14 protein-coding genes are annotated in these 16,718 nt (G+C 59.2%); 2 read left to right on the top strand and 12 right to left on the bottom strand.

From position 1 onward, the window contains the following. Positions 1–73 precede the first annotated feature (73 nt). The gene (hslU, locus tag ACR0I7_RS08255) at positions 74–1,381 is read right to left on the bottom strand and encodes an ATP-dependent protease ATPase subunit HslU (protein WP_480509902.1); all 1,308 of its coding nucleotides are present in this window, start codon (positions 1,379–1,381) and stop codon (positions 74–76) included. Positions 1,382–1,573: 192 nt separating this feature from the next. Here hslU and ACR0I7_RS08250 point away from each other — a divergent pair, with 192 nt between their 5' ends. Then, the gene (locus ACR0I7_RS08250; protein WP_480509900.1) at positions 1,574–2,815 is read left to right on the top strand and encodes an MFS transporter; all 1,242 of its coding nucleotides are present in this window, start codon (positions 1,574–1,576) and stop codon (positions 2,813–2,815) included. Between the two features lie 96 nt (positions 2,816–2,911). Here the strand turns inward: ACR0I7_RS08250 and hslV are convergent, their stop codons facing one another. Beyond that, positions 2,912–3,463: an ATP-dependent protease subunit HslV gene (gene hslV / locus ACR0I7_RS08245; RefSeq protein ID WP_480509899.1), complete on the bottom strand. Its 552-nt coding sequence runs from the start codon at positions 3,461–3,463 to the stop codon at positions 2,912–2,914. A 196-nt stretch (positions 3,464–3,659) separates the two neighbouring features. Here hslV and ACR0I7_RS08240 point away from each other — a divergent pair, with 196 nt between their 5' ends. Then, positions 3,660–3,854: a DUF1127 domain-containing protein gene (locus ACR0I7_RS08240; RefSeq protein ID WP_480509897.1), complete on the top strand. Its 195-nt coding sequence runs from the start codon at positions 3,660–3,662 to the stop codon at positions 3,852–3,854. A 60-nt stretch (positions 3,855–3,914) separates the two neighbouring features. On the opposite strand, the gene ACR0I7_RS08235 is transcribed toward ACR0I7_RS08240, so the two are convergent. The 10 genes from ACR0I7_RS08235 to regB all read right to left on the bottom strand — a co-directional run bounded on the left by ACR0I7_RS08235 (position 3,915) and on the right by regB (position 16,643). After that, the gene (locus ACR0I7_RS08235; protein ID WP_480509895.1) at positions 3,915–4,277 is read right to left on the bottom strand and encodes a Lin0512 family protein; all 363 of its coding nucleotides are present in this window, start codon (positions 4,275–4,277) and stop codon (positions 3,915–3,917) included. Beyond that, entirely contained in the window at positions 4,274–4,624 is a 351-nt protein-coding gene (locus ACR0I7_RS08230) for a Lin0512 family protein (protein ID WP_480509893.1), read from the bottom strand. The genes ACR0I7_RS08235 and ACR0I7_RS08230 overlap by 4 nt, the downstream gene beginning before the upstream one ends. Positions 4,625–4,818: 194 nt before the next feature. Then, the gene (gene trxA, locus ACR0I7_RS08225; protein WP_480509892.1) at positions 4,819–5,139 is read right to left on the bottom strand and encodes a thioredoxin; all 321 of its coding nucleotides are present in this window, start codon (positions 5,137–5,139) and stop codon (positions 4,819–4,821) included. Between the two features lie 60 nt (positions 5,140–5,199). Then, positions 5,200–8,559 carry a double-strand break repair helicase AddA gene (addA, locus tag ACR0I7_RS08220; RefSeq protein WP_480509890.1) on the bottom strand — a complete coding sequence of 1,120 codons (3,360 nt, stop codon included), beginning with the start codon at positions 8,557–8,559 and terminating at the stop codon, positions 5,200–5,202. Next, complete coding sequence (gene addB / locus ACR0I7_RS08215) at positions 8,556–11,483, bottom strand: double-strand break repair protein AddB (RefSeq protein ID WP_480509888.1); 2,928 nt, start codon at positions 11,481–11,483, stop codon at positions 8,556–8,558. The genes addA and addB overlap by 4 nt, the downstream gene beginning before the upstream one ends. Beyond that, on the bottom strand, positions 11,476–12,138 hold the full coding sequence (locus ACR0I7_RS08210; protein ID WP_480509886.1) for a nucleotidyltransferase family protein: 663 nt from the start codon (positions 12,136–12,138) through the stop codon (positions 11,476–11,478). Before ACR0I7_RS08210 ends, addB begins: the two co-directional genes overlap by 8 nt. 20 nt (positions 12,139–12,158) lie before the next feature. Then, positions 12,159–13,163 carry an aminoglycoside phosphotransferase family protein gene (locus ACR0I7_RS08205; RefSeq protein WP_480509884.1) on the bottom strand — a complete coding sequence of 335 codons (1,005 nt, stop codon included), beginning with the start codon at positions 13,161–13,163 and terminating at the stop codon, positions 12,159–12,161. Beyond that, positions 13,160–13,630 carry a tRNA (adenosine(37)-N6)-threonylcarbamoyltransferase complex ATPase subunit type 1 TsaE gene (gene tsaE / locus ACR0I7_RS08200; protein ID WP_480509882.1) on the bottom strand — a complete coding sequence of 157 codons (471 nt, stop codon included), beginning with the start codon at positions 13,628–13,630 and terminating at the stop codon, positions 13,160–13,162. Before tsaE ends, ACR0I7_RS08205 begins: the two co-directional genes overlap by 4 nt. A gap of 41 nt (positions 13,631–13,671) precedes the next feature. Then, a complete protein-coding gene (locus ACR0I7_RS08195; RefSeq protein WP_480509880.1) occupies positions 13,672–15,180 on the bottom strand; it encodes a PAS-domain containing protein in 1,509 nt (502 codons plus the stop codon). A 65-nt stretch (positions 15,181–15,245) separates the two neighbouring features. Then, positions 15,246–16,643 carry a sensor histidine kinase RegB gene (regB, locus tag ACR0I7_RS08190; protein WP_480509878.1) on the bottom strand — a complete coding sequence of 466 codons (1,398 nt, stop codon included), beginning with the start codon at positions 16,641–16,643 and terminating at the stop codon, positions 15,246–15,248. Positions 16,644–16,718: the final 75 nt, after the last annotated feature.

Raw genomic sequence — 16,718 nt, 5'->3', positions numbered from 1 at the left:
CGAATTCTGGCCCCGCGTCCAGAGATACCGGGCGGGCCAGATTCATCTTTGCAGCAATAACCAGCCGGTGTTGTTACAAAACGTAACGGCTCAGGTCGGCGGATTTTGTCAGCTCACCCAGATTGTCGCTGACAAACTGCGCATCCACCGTGATCTCGGTTCCTGCCTTGTCGGGGGCGGCAAAGGAAAGCTCCTCAAAGACGCGTTCCATCACCGTGTAGAGCCGCCGCGCCCCGATATTCTCGACGCTCTGATTCACGTCGGCTGCAATGCGCGCCAGTGCTGCAATGCCATCTTCGCTAAAGCTGACCGTGACGTCTTCGGTGCCCATCAGCGCGGTATATTGCAGCGTCAGCGCATTGTCAGTTTCGGTCAGGATGCGGACGAAATCCTCTTCGGTCAAGGCACGCAGTTCCACTCGGATCGGCAACCGACCTTGCAGTTCCGGCAGCAGGTCCGACGGCTTGGCGATGTGGAATGCACCGCTGGCGATGAACAGGATATGGTCGGTTTTGACCGGCCCGTGCTTGGTCGACACGGTGGTGCCTTCGATCAGGGGCAGCAGGTCACGTTGCACGCCCTCGCGGCTGACATCGCCGCCGCGCGCATCAGAACGGGCGCAGACCTTGTCGATCTCATCCAGAAACACGATGCCGTTCTGTTCGACCGATTCCAGCGCGGCGCGTGTCACGGTTTCATCATCCAGCAGCTTGTCAGCCTCTTCCCCGATCAGCGCGTCATAGCTTTCGGCGACGGTCATTTTGCGTTTGACGGTGCGCCCGCCCAAGGCTTTGCCAAAGATATCGCCCAGATTCATCATGCCCATCTGGCTGCCGGGTTGGCCGGGAATGTCGAACATCGGCATCGGGTTGGAGCTATCGGACAATTCCAGTTCGATGACGGTGTCATCTAGTTCTCCGGCTTTCAGCTTTTTGCGGAACATCTCACGGGTGCCTTCGCGGGCATCCTCGCCGGCGATGGCGGCGATCACGCGATCTTCGGCGGCCTGATGGGCCTTGGTCTTCACGTCTTCGCGCATGTATTCGCGGGTCTGCAGGATCGCCGCATCCGCCAGATCGCGCACGATCTGCTCAACGTCACGACCAACATAGCCAACTTCGGTGAACTTGGTGGCCTCGACCTTGATAAAAGGTGCGCGGGCCAGTTTTGCCAGACGGCGGCTGATCTCGGTTTTGCCGACGCCGGTGGGGCCGATCATCAGGATGTTTTTGGGATAAACCTCATCCCGGATGTCGTCGGGCAATTGCTTTCGCCGCCAACGGTTGCGCAGGGCCACGGCGACCGCGCGCTTGGCATCTTTCTGACCGATGATAAAACGGTCCAGTTCCGAGACAATCTCGCGCGGGGTCAGATCGGTCAAAGGGCAATCCTTTCGGTCGGCAGTTCCGTCATCCGGGTTACGTAGTCACCGGTCTGGCGAAAACAACCAAGCCGATCTCCTTGGGCGCGTTGGTTAGCAACGCCCCACCCGGTTTGCAATTGCTTTCCATAGGTGAAACGCGCCCTCTCTGATACAGTGATTTCAAGGTGTTGAGGGTCAGGAGCGCGCGCGATGACAAAAATTGCCAAGATCACCCTGCTGTTTGTGGTGTTTGTGGACCTGATCGGGCAAGGGCTGGTCTTTCCGATCATCAACTCTTTGATCATGGAAACGAAATCTGGGTTCTTGCCCGAAAGCACACCGGATGGGCGGCGGCATTTCTACTATGGGCTGGTAATCGGATGCTTTTTCCTGTCGTGGTTTCTTGGCGTTGTCTACGTGTCCAAGGTATCGGATTCGATTGGACGCAAGAATGCTTTGCTGGTCTGCCTCAGCGGCGCGCTCGCGGGGTATGCGATTACAATCGCGGCGCTGTACATGAACAGCTTGTTGTTGCTGATCATTGGCCGCTCGATCACCGGGTTTACTGCGGGTAATCAGCCTATTGCGCAGGCCGCGATGATTGATGGCAGCACCGATGCCGCCGACCGGGATCGGAACATGGGGTATATCGTGACTGGTGTCAGCTTTGGTCTTGTGGGCGGGCCGATCATTGGTGCCGTTCTATCGGATGCCGCGCTGCTGGGCAGTTTCGCGACGCTGAAGACCCCATTTTACGGAGCCTTCGTGCTGGTTCTGATCGCTATATTCCTGGTGCTCACCTATTTCAAAGACACACGGACCGAGCGTGCACCATTTGTCTTTCGTCCCCGCGATATCACTGACAGCCTGATCGCGGTGCGCGAGCATCCGATGGTTCTGAAAATCATGCCCGTCTATGCGCTGTTCATGGTCGCCAACGTGACCTTTTATGTGTTCGTTGACAATTTCCTGACCAGCGCCTGGGGCTATGGCGTGATTGGTGGCAGTATGGCGATGGTGGTCATCGGTTTCGCGTTGGCTTTTTCCAGCACGTTCCTTGTGAAGCCCGCGCAGGAACGGTTCAGCAAGCACAAGATCATCTATACCTCGCTGGTGGTCATGGTGATCTGCGGCTTTGGCTTTGCCTTCAGCCCCAGTGGGGTGCTGAGCTATATCCCGGTCTTCTTCTTTTACTTCTTCTTTGGGGTCTCTTATCCAACGCTGCTGGGTCTGTTTTCCTCAGCGGTTAGTGAGGCGGATCAGGGCTGGGTCATGGGGGTGACAACGGCAGTATTCTGTCTGGCCGGAGGGATCATGTCCCTGATCGGCGGCGGCCTGATGAGCATCGATATCCGCGTGCCTTACTACATTGTCATCCTGACGGCGGTGCTGGGCCTGATCGGGATGCACCGCCGCTGGAAAGGCAAAGAGATCTCGGCCCTGCTGGCCTGAGACAGCTTTGCGTTCGATTTGAATCGCAACACGTTGCCTCTCCCTTCGGTCGAACACGTGTTGCGATAGATTTTTTCAGATGAAACGCAGTGCGTCCTAGATCGTCTCGACCGTCAGCTTGCCGTTGGTATAGACGCAGATATCGGCGGCAATCGCCATTGCCTCGCGGGCGACGTCTTCGGCGGATTTGTCGCTGTCCATCATGGCACGGGCTGCAGCAAGGGCGAAATTCCCGCCCGAGCCGATGGCCGCCACGTTATGTTCAGGCTCCAATACATCGCCGGCGCCGGTGATCACCAACAGGTCTTTGCCGTCGGTGACGATCAACATCGCCTCGAGCTTTTGCAGATACTTGTCGGTGCGCCAGTCCTTGGCCAGCTCGACCGAGGCGCGAGCCAGCTGGCCGGGCGTTGCCTCAAGCTTGGCCTCAAGCCGTTCCAGCAGGGTGAACGCATCTGCGGTTGATCCGGCAAATCCTGCGACCACTTCGAACCCGCCTGGCGACAGGCGACGGACCTTACGAGCGGTTCCCTTGATCACCGTCTGGCCAAGGCTGACCTGCCCGTCACCGGCAATGACCACCTGCCCGCCCTTTTTGACGCCAATGATCGTCGTTCCGTGCCATCCGGGAAAATCGCTGTCTGCCATCAAAGCCTCCGTTATCACCGGCGATATATATGGGCCGGGTCTGCGGTGGGTGCAACCATTCACAAACCGCCCAAAAGATATGCACAAGGCGCAATTCGGGGTTACCAAACGATCAATTGTTGCAGTGCAGCATTAGGTCTATGTGAAGAGTACAACCGACAACGGGTCGGCTGTTTCAGTTAAAAGGACTGCGCACATGGCTATCACCGCAACAAACCATGCGCCGCACGGAGCAGCTAGCAACCTGCACGTAGTGGGCGCGTTCACCAATGTTTTCAACATCGCTGCCGATTGGTATGCGGCGCGCAAAACCCGCGCTCTGTTGAATGAGCTGACCGATGCTCAGTTGGATGATATCGGCCTGACACGGGCTGAAATCTCAAAGATCTGATCCGGTCGACAGGATCACCCGGCGATGAGGCCGTCCGATTTCGGACGGCTTTTTCATTTGTCAGCTTTGAACAAATTTACCTGCCAGATCGGGTAGAAACGCCTCGATAGCGGCGGTTGCCACAACGTGACGGGTCCCCGTTTCGGTATCTTCGACATCCAGGCCGCCGGATACGGCACGCACTTCTATGCGGCCTCGCGGCAAATCGGCGGCGACCAGATCACAGTCCACCTCTTCGGGCATTTGAACGCCGATTGTGACTGAAACCCGCATTTCGGAATGATCAATACCCAGTTTGCTGAACAAGGTGATCGAAGAATGGTGCAAGGCATCCTGAACCGCGCGGCGCGCCGCCTTGGTATAGTCCTGACCATAGAGGTCATTGCCGGTTCCCATCTCCAGAATGATGCGTTTTTTAGTCATTGGGCGGGCTCCATGTCAAAGGACACAACAATGGCGGCATTGGCGATGACAGTGCGGCCCTCGGCGTGCGGCTTGTCGATGTCCAGCCCGCCCTGTTTCACGATGATATTGGGCTGGCCATATGGGAAGACGGATTTGAGCGTCTCAACATCCACCTGATCGGGGTTCTGCACCGCGATTTCCGCATCGATGATCATCGCCTCTTTGGGAAAGTCGAACAGCTCGGCCATATTCACCGAATTGTGCCACAACGCGTCTTTGATCGCCCTCAGCGCAGCTTCGGTATAGTCTTCGCGCCGCAGCGACGTGCCCATCCCGAATTCAACAAGAACCCGTGTCTTTGCCATTGTGTTGTGACCTCTTCTGCCGATCCCGCGCGACCGTAGTGACAAGCGGTCGCCCGCGCAAGCTTTCGGCCTGAACGGATTGGGTGACACCATCTGCAACCGCGACGGATCGTACCGCAGGAGGGTGTTCACCAAATAAAGAAGCGCCCCGAAGTGGTCCGGAGCGCTTGAAACTGTCACGGATGTGCCGTGGCTCAGATCGATTCGTCGATCCAGCTTTGCAGCGCGGCCTTGGGGGCTGCGCCTGCGCGGTTCGAAACAACCTGACCGTCCTTAAAGATAAACAGGGCCGGGATGCCGCGAACGCCCATCGCGGCGGCGGCGTTGGGGTTGTTGTCGACATCGACCTTGGCGATTTTGACTTTACCACCATACTCGGCGGCCAGTTCTTCCAGTGCGGGACCAATCTGCTTGCAGGGTCCGCACCATTCGGCCCAGAAATCCACCACAACGGGGATGTCCGAGTTTTTGACTTCGGCGTCAAAGGTGTCGTCAGTTACGGCTACGGTCGACATATTCTGTCTCCTGAATGGGATGCGCTTGGGAGTCGAACGTAGGTGCGGTCTAGTGGGAGGTCAAGATATCCGGTAGCGCGCCACCGCATCGGTCACAAGATCGTGTGGCAGCCACATCAGAGCGGCGGAACGGGTCCAGAGGATACCGGTTCGGATTTGCCGCCCCGGATAGATCTGCGCCAGAGCGTTGGAATAGGCGCCCATCTGCCGCAACACCCCCTCGGGGCAGGCCTCAGCCGCTGCGGGCACCGTTGCGTTTGATTTGAAATCAATCGCTTGCACTTCGGTCTCGCTGACGATCAGGCGGTCAATCACGCCATGCAATCGACGGTCGCCCATCTGCGCCGAGACCGGAACCTCGGCCAGTGCATCGCCAGCAAAGATGGATTGCAGATGCGGCGCGGTCAGAACACGTGTTGCTTCGTCCAGAATATCTCGCCGCTCAGTTTCCTGAGCATCAGATAAGAGTCGATCGGTCAGTTCGGCCCAACGGTCCCGGGGGAGGTCCGGCAAATGTTCGAGCAGGCGATGCAACCGCGTTCCGCGCAGTTTGGCGGCTTCTTCATCCAATCCCGCGTCACCAGGCAGGGCCTTGGCACCGCCCAGATCGGACGGGCTGAGCGTTTCCGCTAGCGCCGCCGGTTTGGCTGACGGATGATGGAAAAACGGGAGCAGGCTTTGCGTTGATACCGGTTTGTCCGCTTGCGCGATCAAAGGCGGAGCCTCCCAATCGCCGTGCGATAACCTGCGGATATCGAGGTCTGCCAGCTGCGTGGCCCCTGCCCGCTCCATCGCGGCATCGACCATTTGATACCAGCTGGAACCACCTTTGCCGACATCCCCCGCAGCGGCGACAATCAACCACTTTTCTGCTCGTGTTAGAGCCACATACAGCAGCCTGAGGCGTTCGTTTTCCTCACGCGCACGGGTCGTCTCGCGCGCTTGCGAAATCAGCGACGGAGAGACGTCTGCCGCCACTTTCCACAGCGGCACCCCATCCGCGACCATTATCTCAGCATCGCGCGGCGGTTGTCGCTTGCCGGTGTCGGGTAGAATTACGATCGGGGCCTCCAGACCCTTTGAGCCATGGACCGTCATCACCCGGATCATGTTGCCCACACCGCTCATCTGTCGTTTGATTTCCAGATCATCGGTTTGCATCCAGACCAGAAAGCCGGTCAGGCTGGGAATATCCGTGCGCTCATAGGCCAACGCCTGAGACAGCAGCGCATTGATGCCGTCCTCGGCCTCGGCCCCAAGACGGCCCAGCAGCTTTCGGCGGCCATCATGACGCGTCAAAATGCGTTCGATCAGGTCATATGGGCGCAGAAAGTCGATTTGGCCCCGCAAATCGTTCAACACAGCAAGGGTTTCGGGAAACTCATCCGCGCGGGCGCGCAATGCGGCCCATAGGTAAGTTTCCTGACGGCGATGGGCCAGATCGAAGAGCTGCTGTTCTGACCAGCCAAACAGCGGCGATTTTAGGGTCGTCGCAAGTGACAAGCTGTCTTCGGGCGTTGCCAGAAAGCTCAGCAAAGCCGCCAGGTCCTTTACCGCCAACTCTGCCCCGACCTTCAGCCGGTCTGCGCCCGCAATTGGCAGCCCGTGGGCCTTGCAGGCGCGGATGATTTCGGCAAACAGATCCGAGCGGCGCTGAACCAGGATCAGAAAGTCGCCGGGCTGCACCTTGCGCCGCACGAATGTTCCGGGCGCAGCACCATCTTCGGGGATCGTCTCGCCGTTCTCGATCATGTGCTTGATCGACGCGGCCACTTTTTCGGCCAGAATGACGGTGTGATGGCGCGCGCCGGGTCGGTCGACCGGATCGGTCCAATCGCCATCCTCATCATCCGCAACCTTTTCGATCACCGGCCACAGATCAACGCGGCCCGGCAGATCGCCCTTGAACGCACGGTGTTGGGCGTCTTTGTGAAACCCTGCCTCAGTTCGGTTTTCGAACAGGATATCCACCAGCGACAGGATCGCACTGGATGAGCGGAACGAATATTCGAGCGTCGAATTCCACAGTTTAGAGCCTGATTCCTGCAGCTTTCGGCCAAATTCCTCTTGCATCTGGTCAAAGGCCTGCGGGTCTGCGCCTTGAAAGGAATAGATCGACTGTTTCTTGTCGCCGACCACAAAGATCGTCCGCTCGATCCCGGATCGGGCCCCTTCCCCGCTGGTGAATTCCTGCGCCAGTTTTTCGACCACGTCCCATTGATCGGGGCTGGTGTCCTGTGCCTCGTCAACAAGGATATGATCGATGCCGCCATCCAGACGGTAAAGCACCCATTCGGCCACCGAAGGATCGTTCAGCACTTGCCGCGCGCGCAAAATCAGGTCGTCGAAATCCAACCACCCGCGCAGCTGTTTGCGCCGTTCGTATTCTGGCAGGAAGGCCGCGGCAAAGCGGTGCAGCGCCGCCGTTTTCTGCGCCGCCGACAGCGCAAGACGCTGCGCGCGCGCGGCCTCGACCCGCAGCATCAGCGCCTCAAGCTGAGGCATCTGACCGACCAAGGCCCCTTCGCGCAGCGCCTTGGTCGGAAAGCTGTTTATCTTTGCGGTAAAGGGCTCTTTGGCAGATTTCCCCGTCAGAAAGACGCTTTCCAGCAGGGGAAGGCTGCTGAGCTGCGGTTGGGTGAACCCAGCCAGTTTGGCGGCGGCCTTTGCGTTATTGCCGCCACTTTCGACAAGCGCTGGCAGAACGGATTGGACAAGCGCGACTTCGCCACCCAGAAACACCTGTGACAGCAGGCTCTGATCATCGAACCCCTGCGGTAACCCAAAATGTTGCAGCAGATCGGTCCAGCTCTGCTCCTGCGCAAACAGGTTATGCTTGTGCGTGACCGCGGCGGTCAAAGCGTCAAACCCGGTATCGGTGACATAGCGGGCAATGTCGTCGATCAGACCCGCTTGCGGCCCTTCGGCAAAATCCTCGACGATCTCTTCGCGCAACAGGGCGGCGGCGCGGTCCTCCATCTCGGTGAATTGGGGGCTTACGCCGGCCTCTAACGGGAAACGACGCAGCAGCGACGCGCAGAATGAATGGATTGTCTGGATTTTCAGGCCGCCGGGCGTCTCAATCGCGCGGGCAAACAACGTGCGGGCTTGCGCCAGACGCTCTGTCCCCAGCGCGCCATCGACCCCCAGATCGGTCAATTGCCCCGACAGGGGTGCATCATCCAGCATCGCCCATTCGCCCAGACGTTTGAACAGGCGGTTCTGCATCTCACTGGCCGCCGCCTTGGTATAGGTCAGGCACAGGATGTGTTGCGGCTGCACCCCGTCCAGCAGCAATCTGGCCACGCGATCGGTCAAAACGCGTGTCTTGCCGGACCCGGCATTGGCCGCCAGCCAGGTCGAGGCATCAGGCCGTGCCGCCTGAACCTGACGCTCAGTCGCATCATTGCGCGCGGTCATGTCAAATCCTCGGGCTGGGTTTCGGTGGTGCGATCCCATTCGCCAAAGCGCGCAAGGTGATCATACTCGCCAATATCAGTATCTTTGTGCAGCATTCGGCGGGACGAAAATCCCTGATCAGGCTCTAAATAGGCGGAAATAAGCTGTTTCAGCTCGGCGAGAACCTTGTCGGTCGGTTCTTTGATCAAGGGCGCGGGCACTTCTTTGTAGGTGCCGCCCATGCCGATGAACACGGCCTCGGCAACTGAGATGGGATCGAACCCGTCTATGCCGCCCTGCTCGGCAATGGCTGCTTCGATCAGCAATTGCTTGTCGAACTTGGCCTGCTGGCTTTCGGATGGGGGTGCCCCGGTTTTATAGTCGATGATGCGCAACGTGCCCCGGCTGTTTCGATCAATCCGGTCGGCGCGTCCGGCAATGGTGAAATCCAGCGGCGTCAGATCGAAATTCATCCGGGCTTCAAAAGCCACCGGCCCGCCATCCGCCCGGCGTTTGGCTTCAGCCCGCATGAAATCATCTGCGATACGATCCAGACGCGCGCGCCAGAGCTTGCGTGCGGTGGGCCAAGCCACATGCTCGGCCAGCAGGCCCTCGGCGCGTTTGAGGAAGTTTTCGCGGGTCAGCAAGGCGCCGTCGACAACGCTGTCTTTGATGAAATGTTCGAGAATCTCGTGAATGACAATCCCGCGCAGCAAGGCGTCGGGCGCTTGCACAAGCGGGTCGAGCGGCCTTAGGCGCAGGACATGTTTGGCGTAGATCGCATAAGGATCGCGGATTAGCCGCTTGATTTCGGTCACCGTCAGGCGGCGCGGGCGTGCCGAGACCGGTGGACGCGGTGACGGGCGTTGTGCCGATGGAATCGCGGGCGCCTCTTCAAGTGTTTCAGACCAGTTGATCCATTGCTGTCCCCGGCGGCGCATATCCCCAAGCGCCTCAGGGCCACGCTGCCCCGGCAGGCCCTGCAGCAGATTGGTCATCCGGTTCAGCCAGCGCGAGGGCACGGTTTCTGCATCGTCCGACCGAGTCGCGCGGGTCAGCCAGACTTCGGGGGCTGCCACTGCTTGCTGGAAATCATGTGCTGACAGACCAATCCGGCGTTCAGGCAGCAACAGACCAGCCTTGTCGCGCATCTGGCGGTTCAGCCAAGGGTCCGGCGATGGTGCCTCGGGCCAGCTGCCTTCGTTCAGCCCGCCAAGGATCACCAGATCGGCCCCTTGCACGCGCGCTTCAAGCGTTCCCCAGATCATGATGTCAGGATGCGGCGCGTCCCGATCGCGCACCTCTTCTCCGGCCAGCAAAGCCCCTAGCAGATCGGCGAAATCATGGGCCATCATGGGGCCGCCATGCTGGGCCTCTGACGCAAGTTGAGCTAGGATCGACAGCGCTTTTTGCCCGGAATTCTTGTCCCAAACAGTGCCCTGCGACTCGGTCGCGCCTGCCGAAATTGCCTCGGCCAGTGTGCGCAGGCGGTCGACCCAGGCGGCCAGAGGTTGCTCATCCATGACCTGCTGATTGCAGAAGTGCTGCTCAACCCAGTTTATCCAGCGTTCAGGCAGGTCCTTGCGTAGCGCTGCCGCGCGTAGTGAAGACGCATCCGGGAACGGCGGGCCGTGACGGCGCAGATCAAGCTCAAGATCGCGGGTATGCAGCAGGTGCGATCCCCGTTCGTCGCCATCGTGGCACAGGGGATGTTTGAGCAGCGTCAGCAATGCCTCACCGTCCAGACGGCGGGTCATCAGATTGGCCACATGGCGCAGGAACCGACCGGGCGGGGACAGTTGCAGCGGCAGACCCGCGCTGTCATCCGGCAGGATGTTCCAGCGGTCCAGCGCGGCGCTGACCTGACGGGTCAGCATCCGGTCAGGCGTGATCAGCGCCGCGGTTTGGGCCGTTTCTGCCGCTTGGCGCAGCCGCAGCGCAATCGCCAGCGCTTCGGCCCGTGGAGAGGATGCCTCGACCAGACTCACATCTTTGGTCGCCTCATGAAGGTCGGCCAGATGTGGGCCTTCGGTCATCCAGGCATCGGTGATCGGTGCGGGGCGTAAAGCAAGTGAAATCAGTTTGTTACGGGCAGGTGAGGGGGCCGGATCATCCGTCCACGGTTCAACTTGTCCGGGCTGCAGACCCAATCCCGTCATCATTTTGCAAAACCGGTATTGCGGGTGATCCTCGGATGTCAGCGCATCATCCAGCCGCTGCCACACATGATCGGGTTGGTCAAAGTCATACCCCGGCAGCACCAGCGCCCCTTGCGGCAGTTGCGCGACCGCCTGCATCAGCATCAACGTTGTTCCACGCGATCCGGTGGACCCTGCCAGAATGACCGGGTGTTCGGGCGGTTCAGCCTGCCAGCGCGCGATCAAATGTTCCACCACCAATCGCTGACGGGCCTGCGCATCCAGCGCCCCTGCGCCTGCGCCGACAAAATGGTCGGCGATCCCGATAAAGGCTTGTGCCCGCGCCCAATGCCCCGACATATCACTGACATCCAACTGGCGGATCGCGTCGGTCGATACCCCTTCGCCCTGCATTTCATCAATCAGCGCAGCAAGGCTGTCGGACAGATCAAACAAGGACGACCGCGCCGCCAGATCGGGTTGCTGGTCCAGCAGTTTGGCGATCAGCTGTGTCAGCTCCAATCGCCGTCTGAGCGGTGGGATGGCCGGCGGGATATCGGCCAAACCAGCCGTTTCCCCCAGATCGGTGATCAACGAGATGCGCGGCAGCAGACAAGGCGGGCCCTGATCAAACAGATCGCGCACCCGGCGCGCCATCCGGCGTGTGTTTACCACCAACTGCGCCTGCGCCAGTGCCTCGGGGGGCAGATGTGCTGTGCGGTCGTGCAGGCCACGTACCAGCGCCTTGGGAAAATCAGTGCCCGGAGGTACCGCAAAAACACGGGGCAGGGTGCCGGGCTCAAACATCTGCCAGCAGCTCTTCGGCCAGCGCGATTCCTTCGGGGTGACCGACATCGCACCAACGGCCGGGATAGCTGAGCGCAAAGAGGCGGTCCTGGGTGTGCACTTGATCCCACAGCAGGTTAAGCGAGAATGCCTTTTGCGGGAATGCGCCCAGGGCTTCGGTTTTGAGTATCTGTGCGCCGCCATAGATCAGACCGGGACCGCGTGTGATCCGACCGGATTGATCCAGCGTGAAATCGCCCGGTCTTGAATGCCCAACGGCCTGATCGACCGGAATGCACATCAACAGCGCATCCATGTGCTGCGGATCCCAGGCCTCTTGCAGCAGTTTCAGGGGGTTCGGGCCCCTCCAGATGGCATCGGTGTTCAATGTAAAAACCGGCGCAGACCCCAACAGAGGCAAAGCGGCGCGCAGGCCGCCGCCTGTTTCCAGAATATCAGGCATTTCCTGCGAGACTCGCACGTCCCGCGGCGCAAGATGCGCGATGATCTGATCGGCGTGATAATGGGCATTGGCCACCATCCTGATCGGTTGCAGGTCATCTGCAAGGTCCAGCGCGTGATCAATCAGGGGCTGGCCCGCAACCTCGATCAGCGGTTTGGGACGGTCCTTGGTCAATGCGCCCATACGGGTGCCGAACCCGGCCGCAAACAGCATGATGGCGTGCGGGGCCGCCACTAGGCCGCCCTCAGCTGTGCCAAATTTTCCGGGGTCGGCTTGGGCAGCGCCTCGCGCAGCAGCTCTGCCACAGAAATCAGCGCCGGGTGTTCCAAATCCCGCATGAGATGTGACCATGTGATGGGGATCAGATCGACATAATGCGGCTTGCCATAATCCATTGCCAGACGCGCGAACACGCCCAGAATGCGCAGGTTACGCTGCGCGCCCAATACGCTGTAAGCTGTTCGGAAATCATGCTGATCGACGCCGGTCGCAGCGATATAGCGGTCGATCATGCGCATTTCGATGCCTGCAGGCACGGTGCGGCGGACATCCTGTAACAACGACACCAGATCATAGGCCGGGTGGCATAGCATGGCAGCTTGAAAGTCCAGCAGGCCGACACGCTGAACGCCCTCGCGATCGGGCAGCCAGATCAAGTTCTCGGCATGATAGTCGCGCTGGACCACAACCCGCGTGCCCGCGGTCTCCTGATGCAGAATATCGGCAAAGCGATCCTCGAAACGACTGCAGGCACCGGTGTCATAGCAGCCCTGAATTCCTTGCGCATATTTGGTGAAGGCCAACGCGGCATATTCGGTCATCAGCGCCGGGTCGTAGCTGTCCAGTGACAGCACCGGTTTGGCATGAAGATGCACCAGAACATCCGTTGCGGCCTCATAAAGCGGGCGCTCAAGTTGAGGTTCGCGCTCCAGAACGCGAGCGAACAGGTCGTCGCCCAGATCTTCCAGCAACAAAAAACCGTATTGCGCATCTTCCGCATAGATTTCCGGCGCGCTGAGACCAATGGAGCGCAGGTATTCCGCAACGCGGACAAAGGGTTGCACATCTTCACCCTTGTCGGGCGGGGCGTCCATCAAAACGGCGGTTTGCCCCGTGTCCGGCAAGGTCAAACGCTCGTATCGCCGATTTGATGCGTCGCCGGCCAGCGGTGCGCGCGTGGCTTTTGCCCAAGGCGATTGTGCAATCAGTGCTTCTGCCAGGATTGCCCGGTTGGTCATTCAATACTCTCCAGTTTTGCAGCCCATTTCGGGTCTGACCACGTGAGGGTCATGGTGCGCGTGTTCTCGCTGCTGCCATCCACCTGAAACTGTATCCGAAGGGCGGAATCCGGGCTGAGAGAGCCAAGTTTCTCAGGCCATTCGATGAGGCATATTGCCGAACCGAAAGCTTCGGTCAGGCCCAGCTCTTCGATCTCGTCGACGGCGGTCAGACGATACAGGTCGGAATGCCAGATTTCGCCAATATTCGCGTCATAGACCTGAACCAGCGTAAAGGTGGGCGAGGGGACGTCTTCTGGCTCGGCCATTGCAGACTGGATCAGGCTGCGCGCGAAATGAGTCTTGCCGCTGCCAATCGGACCGTCCAGCAACAGGATATCGCCGGGCACAAGATGTACACCCAGCCGGACGGCCAGGTCTGTTGTTTCTTCGGGCGATTTCAGGGCGATCGTGAGCGGCGCATTCATGGCGCCACAATGGACTCGCGCCCTGCCCGCTGCAACCCGGTTCAGGCCGGGATTTTCTGCAATCCTGAGGTCTTGATTGTTTGCTGGTCCACCGCAAAGCGGACAATGGTTGCGCCGTTTTGCATGGGGCTGACGGTGCAGGTAATGCCGGTGCCGTTTCGCATCGACAGGTCTGCCGACCATTCAGCCCGGTTTTCCCGCATTTTGATGAAGTCTCTGATTTCACCCAGGACCGGCGTAGCCGTGCATTGATCCTGCCAGTGCCGGGTAACATCCAGCGCCGAGGGCGGTTCGAACCCGGTTTCATGGGTGTCGCCCCAAAGCAGCTCATAGGCATAGTTTGTACAGGCGAGCGTACCGTCATCCGAAAAGACGGCAATGGCATCTGCAAGCTTGTCCAGAATAGACTGCATCAAATCCATCTCGGATCTGAAACGGCGCGTCAGCGTGATTTCCGCCGTGATATCTTCGAACAGGAACGCAACGGCCCCGTCGGGATGCGGACGCCCGCTTACCGAATAGACCGAGCCCGAGGGCAGTGACCAGGTTTCCTGATAATTCCCGTCTTCTGCCGCCTCCAGCAAGTCGTTCATCTGTCGCCGCCAGCTGCGATAATTCTTGGGTTCCGGCATCATATGCTGATCGCGCAACCGGTCAAAAAAGCTGGAGAGGCTGGGCCGACAGCTTAGAAAATCAGGCGGCAGAGTGGTCAGGTCGATCAGTGCTGGATTGAACAGGGCAAGCTGACGATTCCGGTCGAAAATAGCCAGACCGATTGACAGCTGCGCAAAGGTCTTGGTCATGGTCTGTACGAATTTGCGCTGCGCGGTTTCAGCTTCGACAATTGCGTTGATATCCACGGCGTAGCACAGCGTGCCCTCATCCCGGTCGGCATAGGTCAGGTCATACCACAGTTTACTGTCGCTCCCGTCGACTGTGATCGACATCCGGTTCCGTTTCGTCAGCGTGCCTTCCTCGCTGCGCAGCGGGAACAAAGGATCGGTCAGATCAGCGTCGGGTCCGCGGACCTTGCGGACAAGTGATACATAGGCGGCGTTGCACCACCTGACTTTGTTCTCGTGATCCAGCAGCCAGACGGGGTAAGGAGCCTCGTCCATTGCCAGGCGCACAGGGTCATTCAGATCGCGCCTGGTCGGGTTTGGCGCGCCGACATAGCTGTGCAGCTGAACCCGGATGATCCCGTCGATCCATTCGCACAGAACCTCTCGTTCCACCGTGCAGTCAATTGCCGTGACAACCAGATTGCCCTGGTCGCGGACAAAGTCCGGCGTTTCGGGAAAGGCGGGAAAGTCGCGTTGCAGCAGACGCCGCAGATCGTCCCAGTTGTTGACAGTTTCATACCCTGCCAGAGCGATGTCAGAGTGGCTGATCAACCGATTGCCATCGAACAGGAACACAGCGTCATACAGAGATTGTGGCGATGAAAGGCCAAAGTTGTCGCCGCGCTTGGGTCGCCCTGGCAGAAGCCATTGAACCGCAAGAGCAGAAGAGGCCAGACTTATGGCAGCCAGAATGATCCAGTCGATCATATGTTTTCCTGCCCTTGCAAAAATCGGGTTTGACTATCGGCTGAAATGGTTAATGGGGTCTTAACTCATATCTGGAATTGCTGATTTGCTCCTGAAGGAACCGGTGTATCACCGGTCTGAGCATCAATCAGTTTCCGCGGCCAGATCACCTTCACGATAGCGCCGCGCCGATCGGCCTGATCGGTCAGCGTCTGATAGGGGTCCGAGCCGTTGGCGAATTTGAGCTCGGCACCGCTCCGTTCGAGCAGCGTTTTGGCGATGAACAGGCCCAGCCCCATGCCTTCGTATTCGGGGCGCGCGCGCTGATCCTTTTCGGTGCGGCGTCGACGCATGAAGGGATCGCCAATACGACCGATCATCTGAGACGGGTATCCGCGCCCGTCATCCATGATGTTGACGGTGATCCAGCCATCGGTCCATTCGGCCTCGACCCAGACATTGGCGCGGGCAAAATCGACGCCGTTCTGGATCAGGTTGCGCAGCCCGTGAATGATCTCGGGTTTGCGCAGGATAGAGGGCTGCTGCACATCCCCCCCGTCACCCGGCCCCTCGTCGAAATGGACATGTTTGCCACGATCAAGATGCGGCTCGGCGGCTTCGTGGATCACGGCCGTTAGCGGTGCCTGTCGCAGATGCAGGTCATCTTTCCCCGCGCGCCCCATATCCCGCAGAATGTCGCGGCAGCGATTGGCCTGTTCGCGGATCAATGCAGCATCCTCTTTAAGGTCAGGCCGATCATCAAGCTCTTCTATCAGTTCCGCGCTGGTCAGCTTGATTGTAGCAAGAGGCGTGCCCAGCTCATGTGCGGCGGCGGCAACAACGCCGCCCAGATCCGTCAGCTTCTGCTCACGCGCCAAGGCCATATGCGTGGCGGCCAGCGCTTCGGACATAGATTGCACCTCGGAACTGATGCGGTGCGAATAAGCGCCGATAAAGACGATTGCGATGACAATGGCTGCCCAGTTTCCGAACAGCAATGTGTCGGGAATGTCCAGAACCAGACCGACCTCAGTGTGGAGCGGTTGGTGAAACTGCGCCAGCAATGTGGTCAGAACCACCGCGACGCTTCCGACGATCACTGTGGACCGCGTGCTCATGACATTGGCTGAGATCGTCACCGGGCCCACCAGAAGTAGCGCAAACGGATTGTTCAGCCCACCTGTCAGATACAGCAGAAACGCCAGTTGCAACAGATCGAACAGCACCATGAGAAAGTTCTCGAATTCGGAAAGTCGCTTGTTTCGCGGAAACAGTACTATTGCCGTGAGGTTGCCCAGAACCGAGACGCCAATGGCCAGATAGCATAGGCTAAGTTCGAGCTGAATGTGATAGGTCTGCTGCGCCACGGTGATTGCTGTGAACTGGCCGATGATAGCGACCCAGCGCAACAGGATCAGAGTGCGCAGACGGATAGAACTGCTGCGTTCCTGCCCTCGCCAAAGGCTGATCTTGGAATCCGTCATCGGTCAATTATGTCCTATTGCGTCGGCTGACCAACTTGATAGGTGTCCGCGCCGAAACGATCAACAACCCTGTAT

The organism is Ruegeria sp. AM1 (assembly GCF_056540745.1).
Note: the sequence above shows the minus strand (reverse complement) of the source record. Positions and strands in the feature narration are given on the sequence as shown.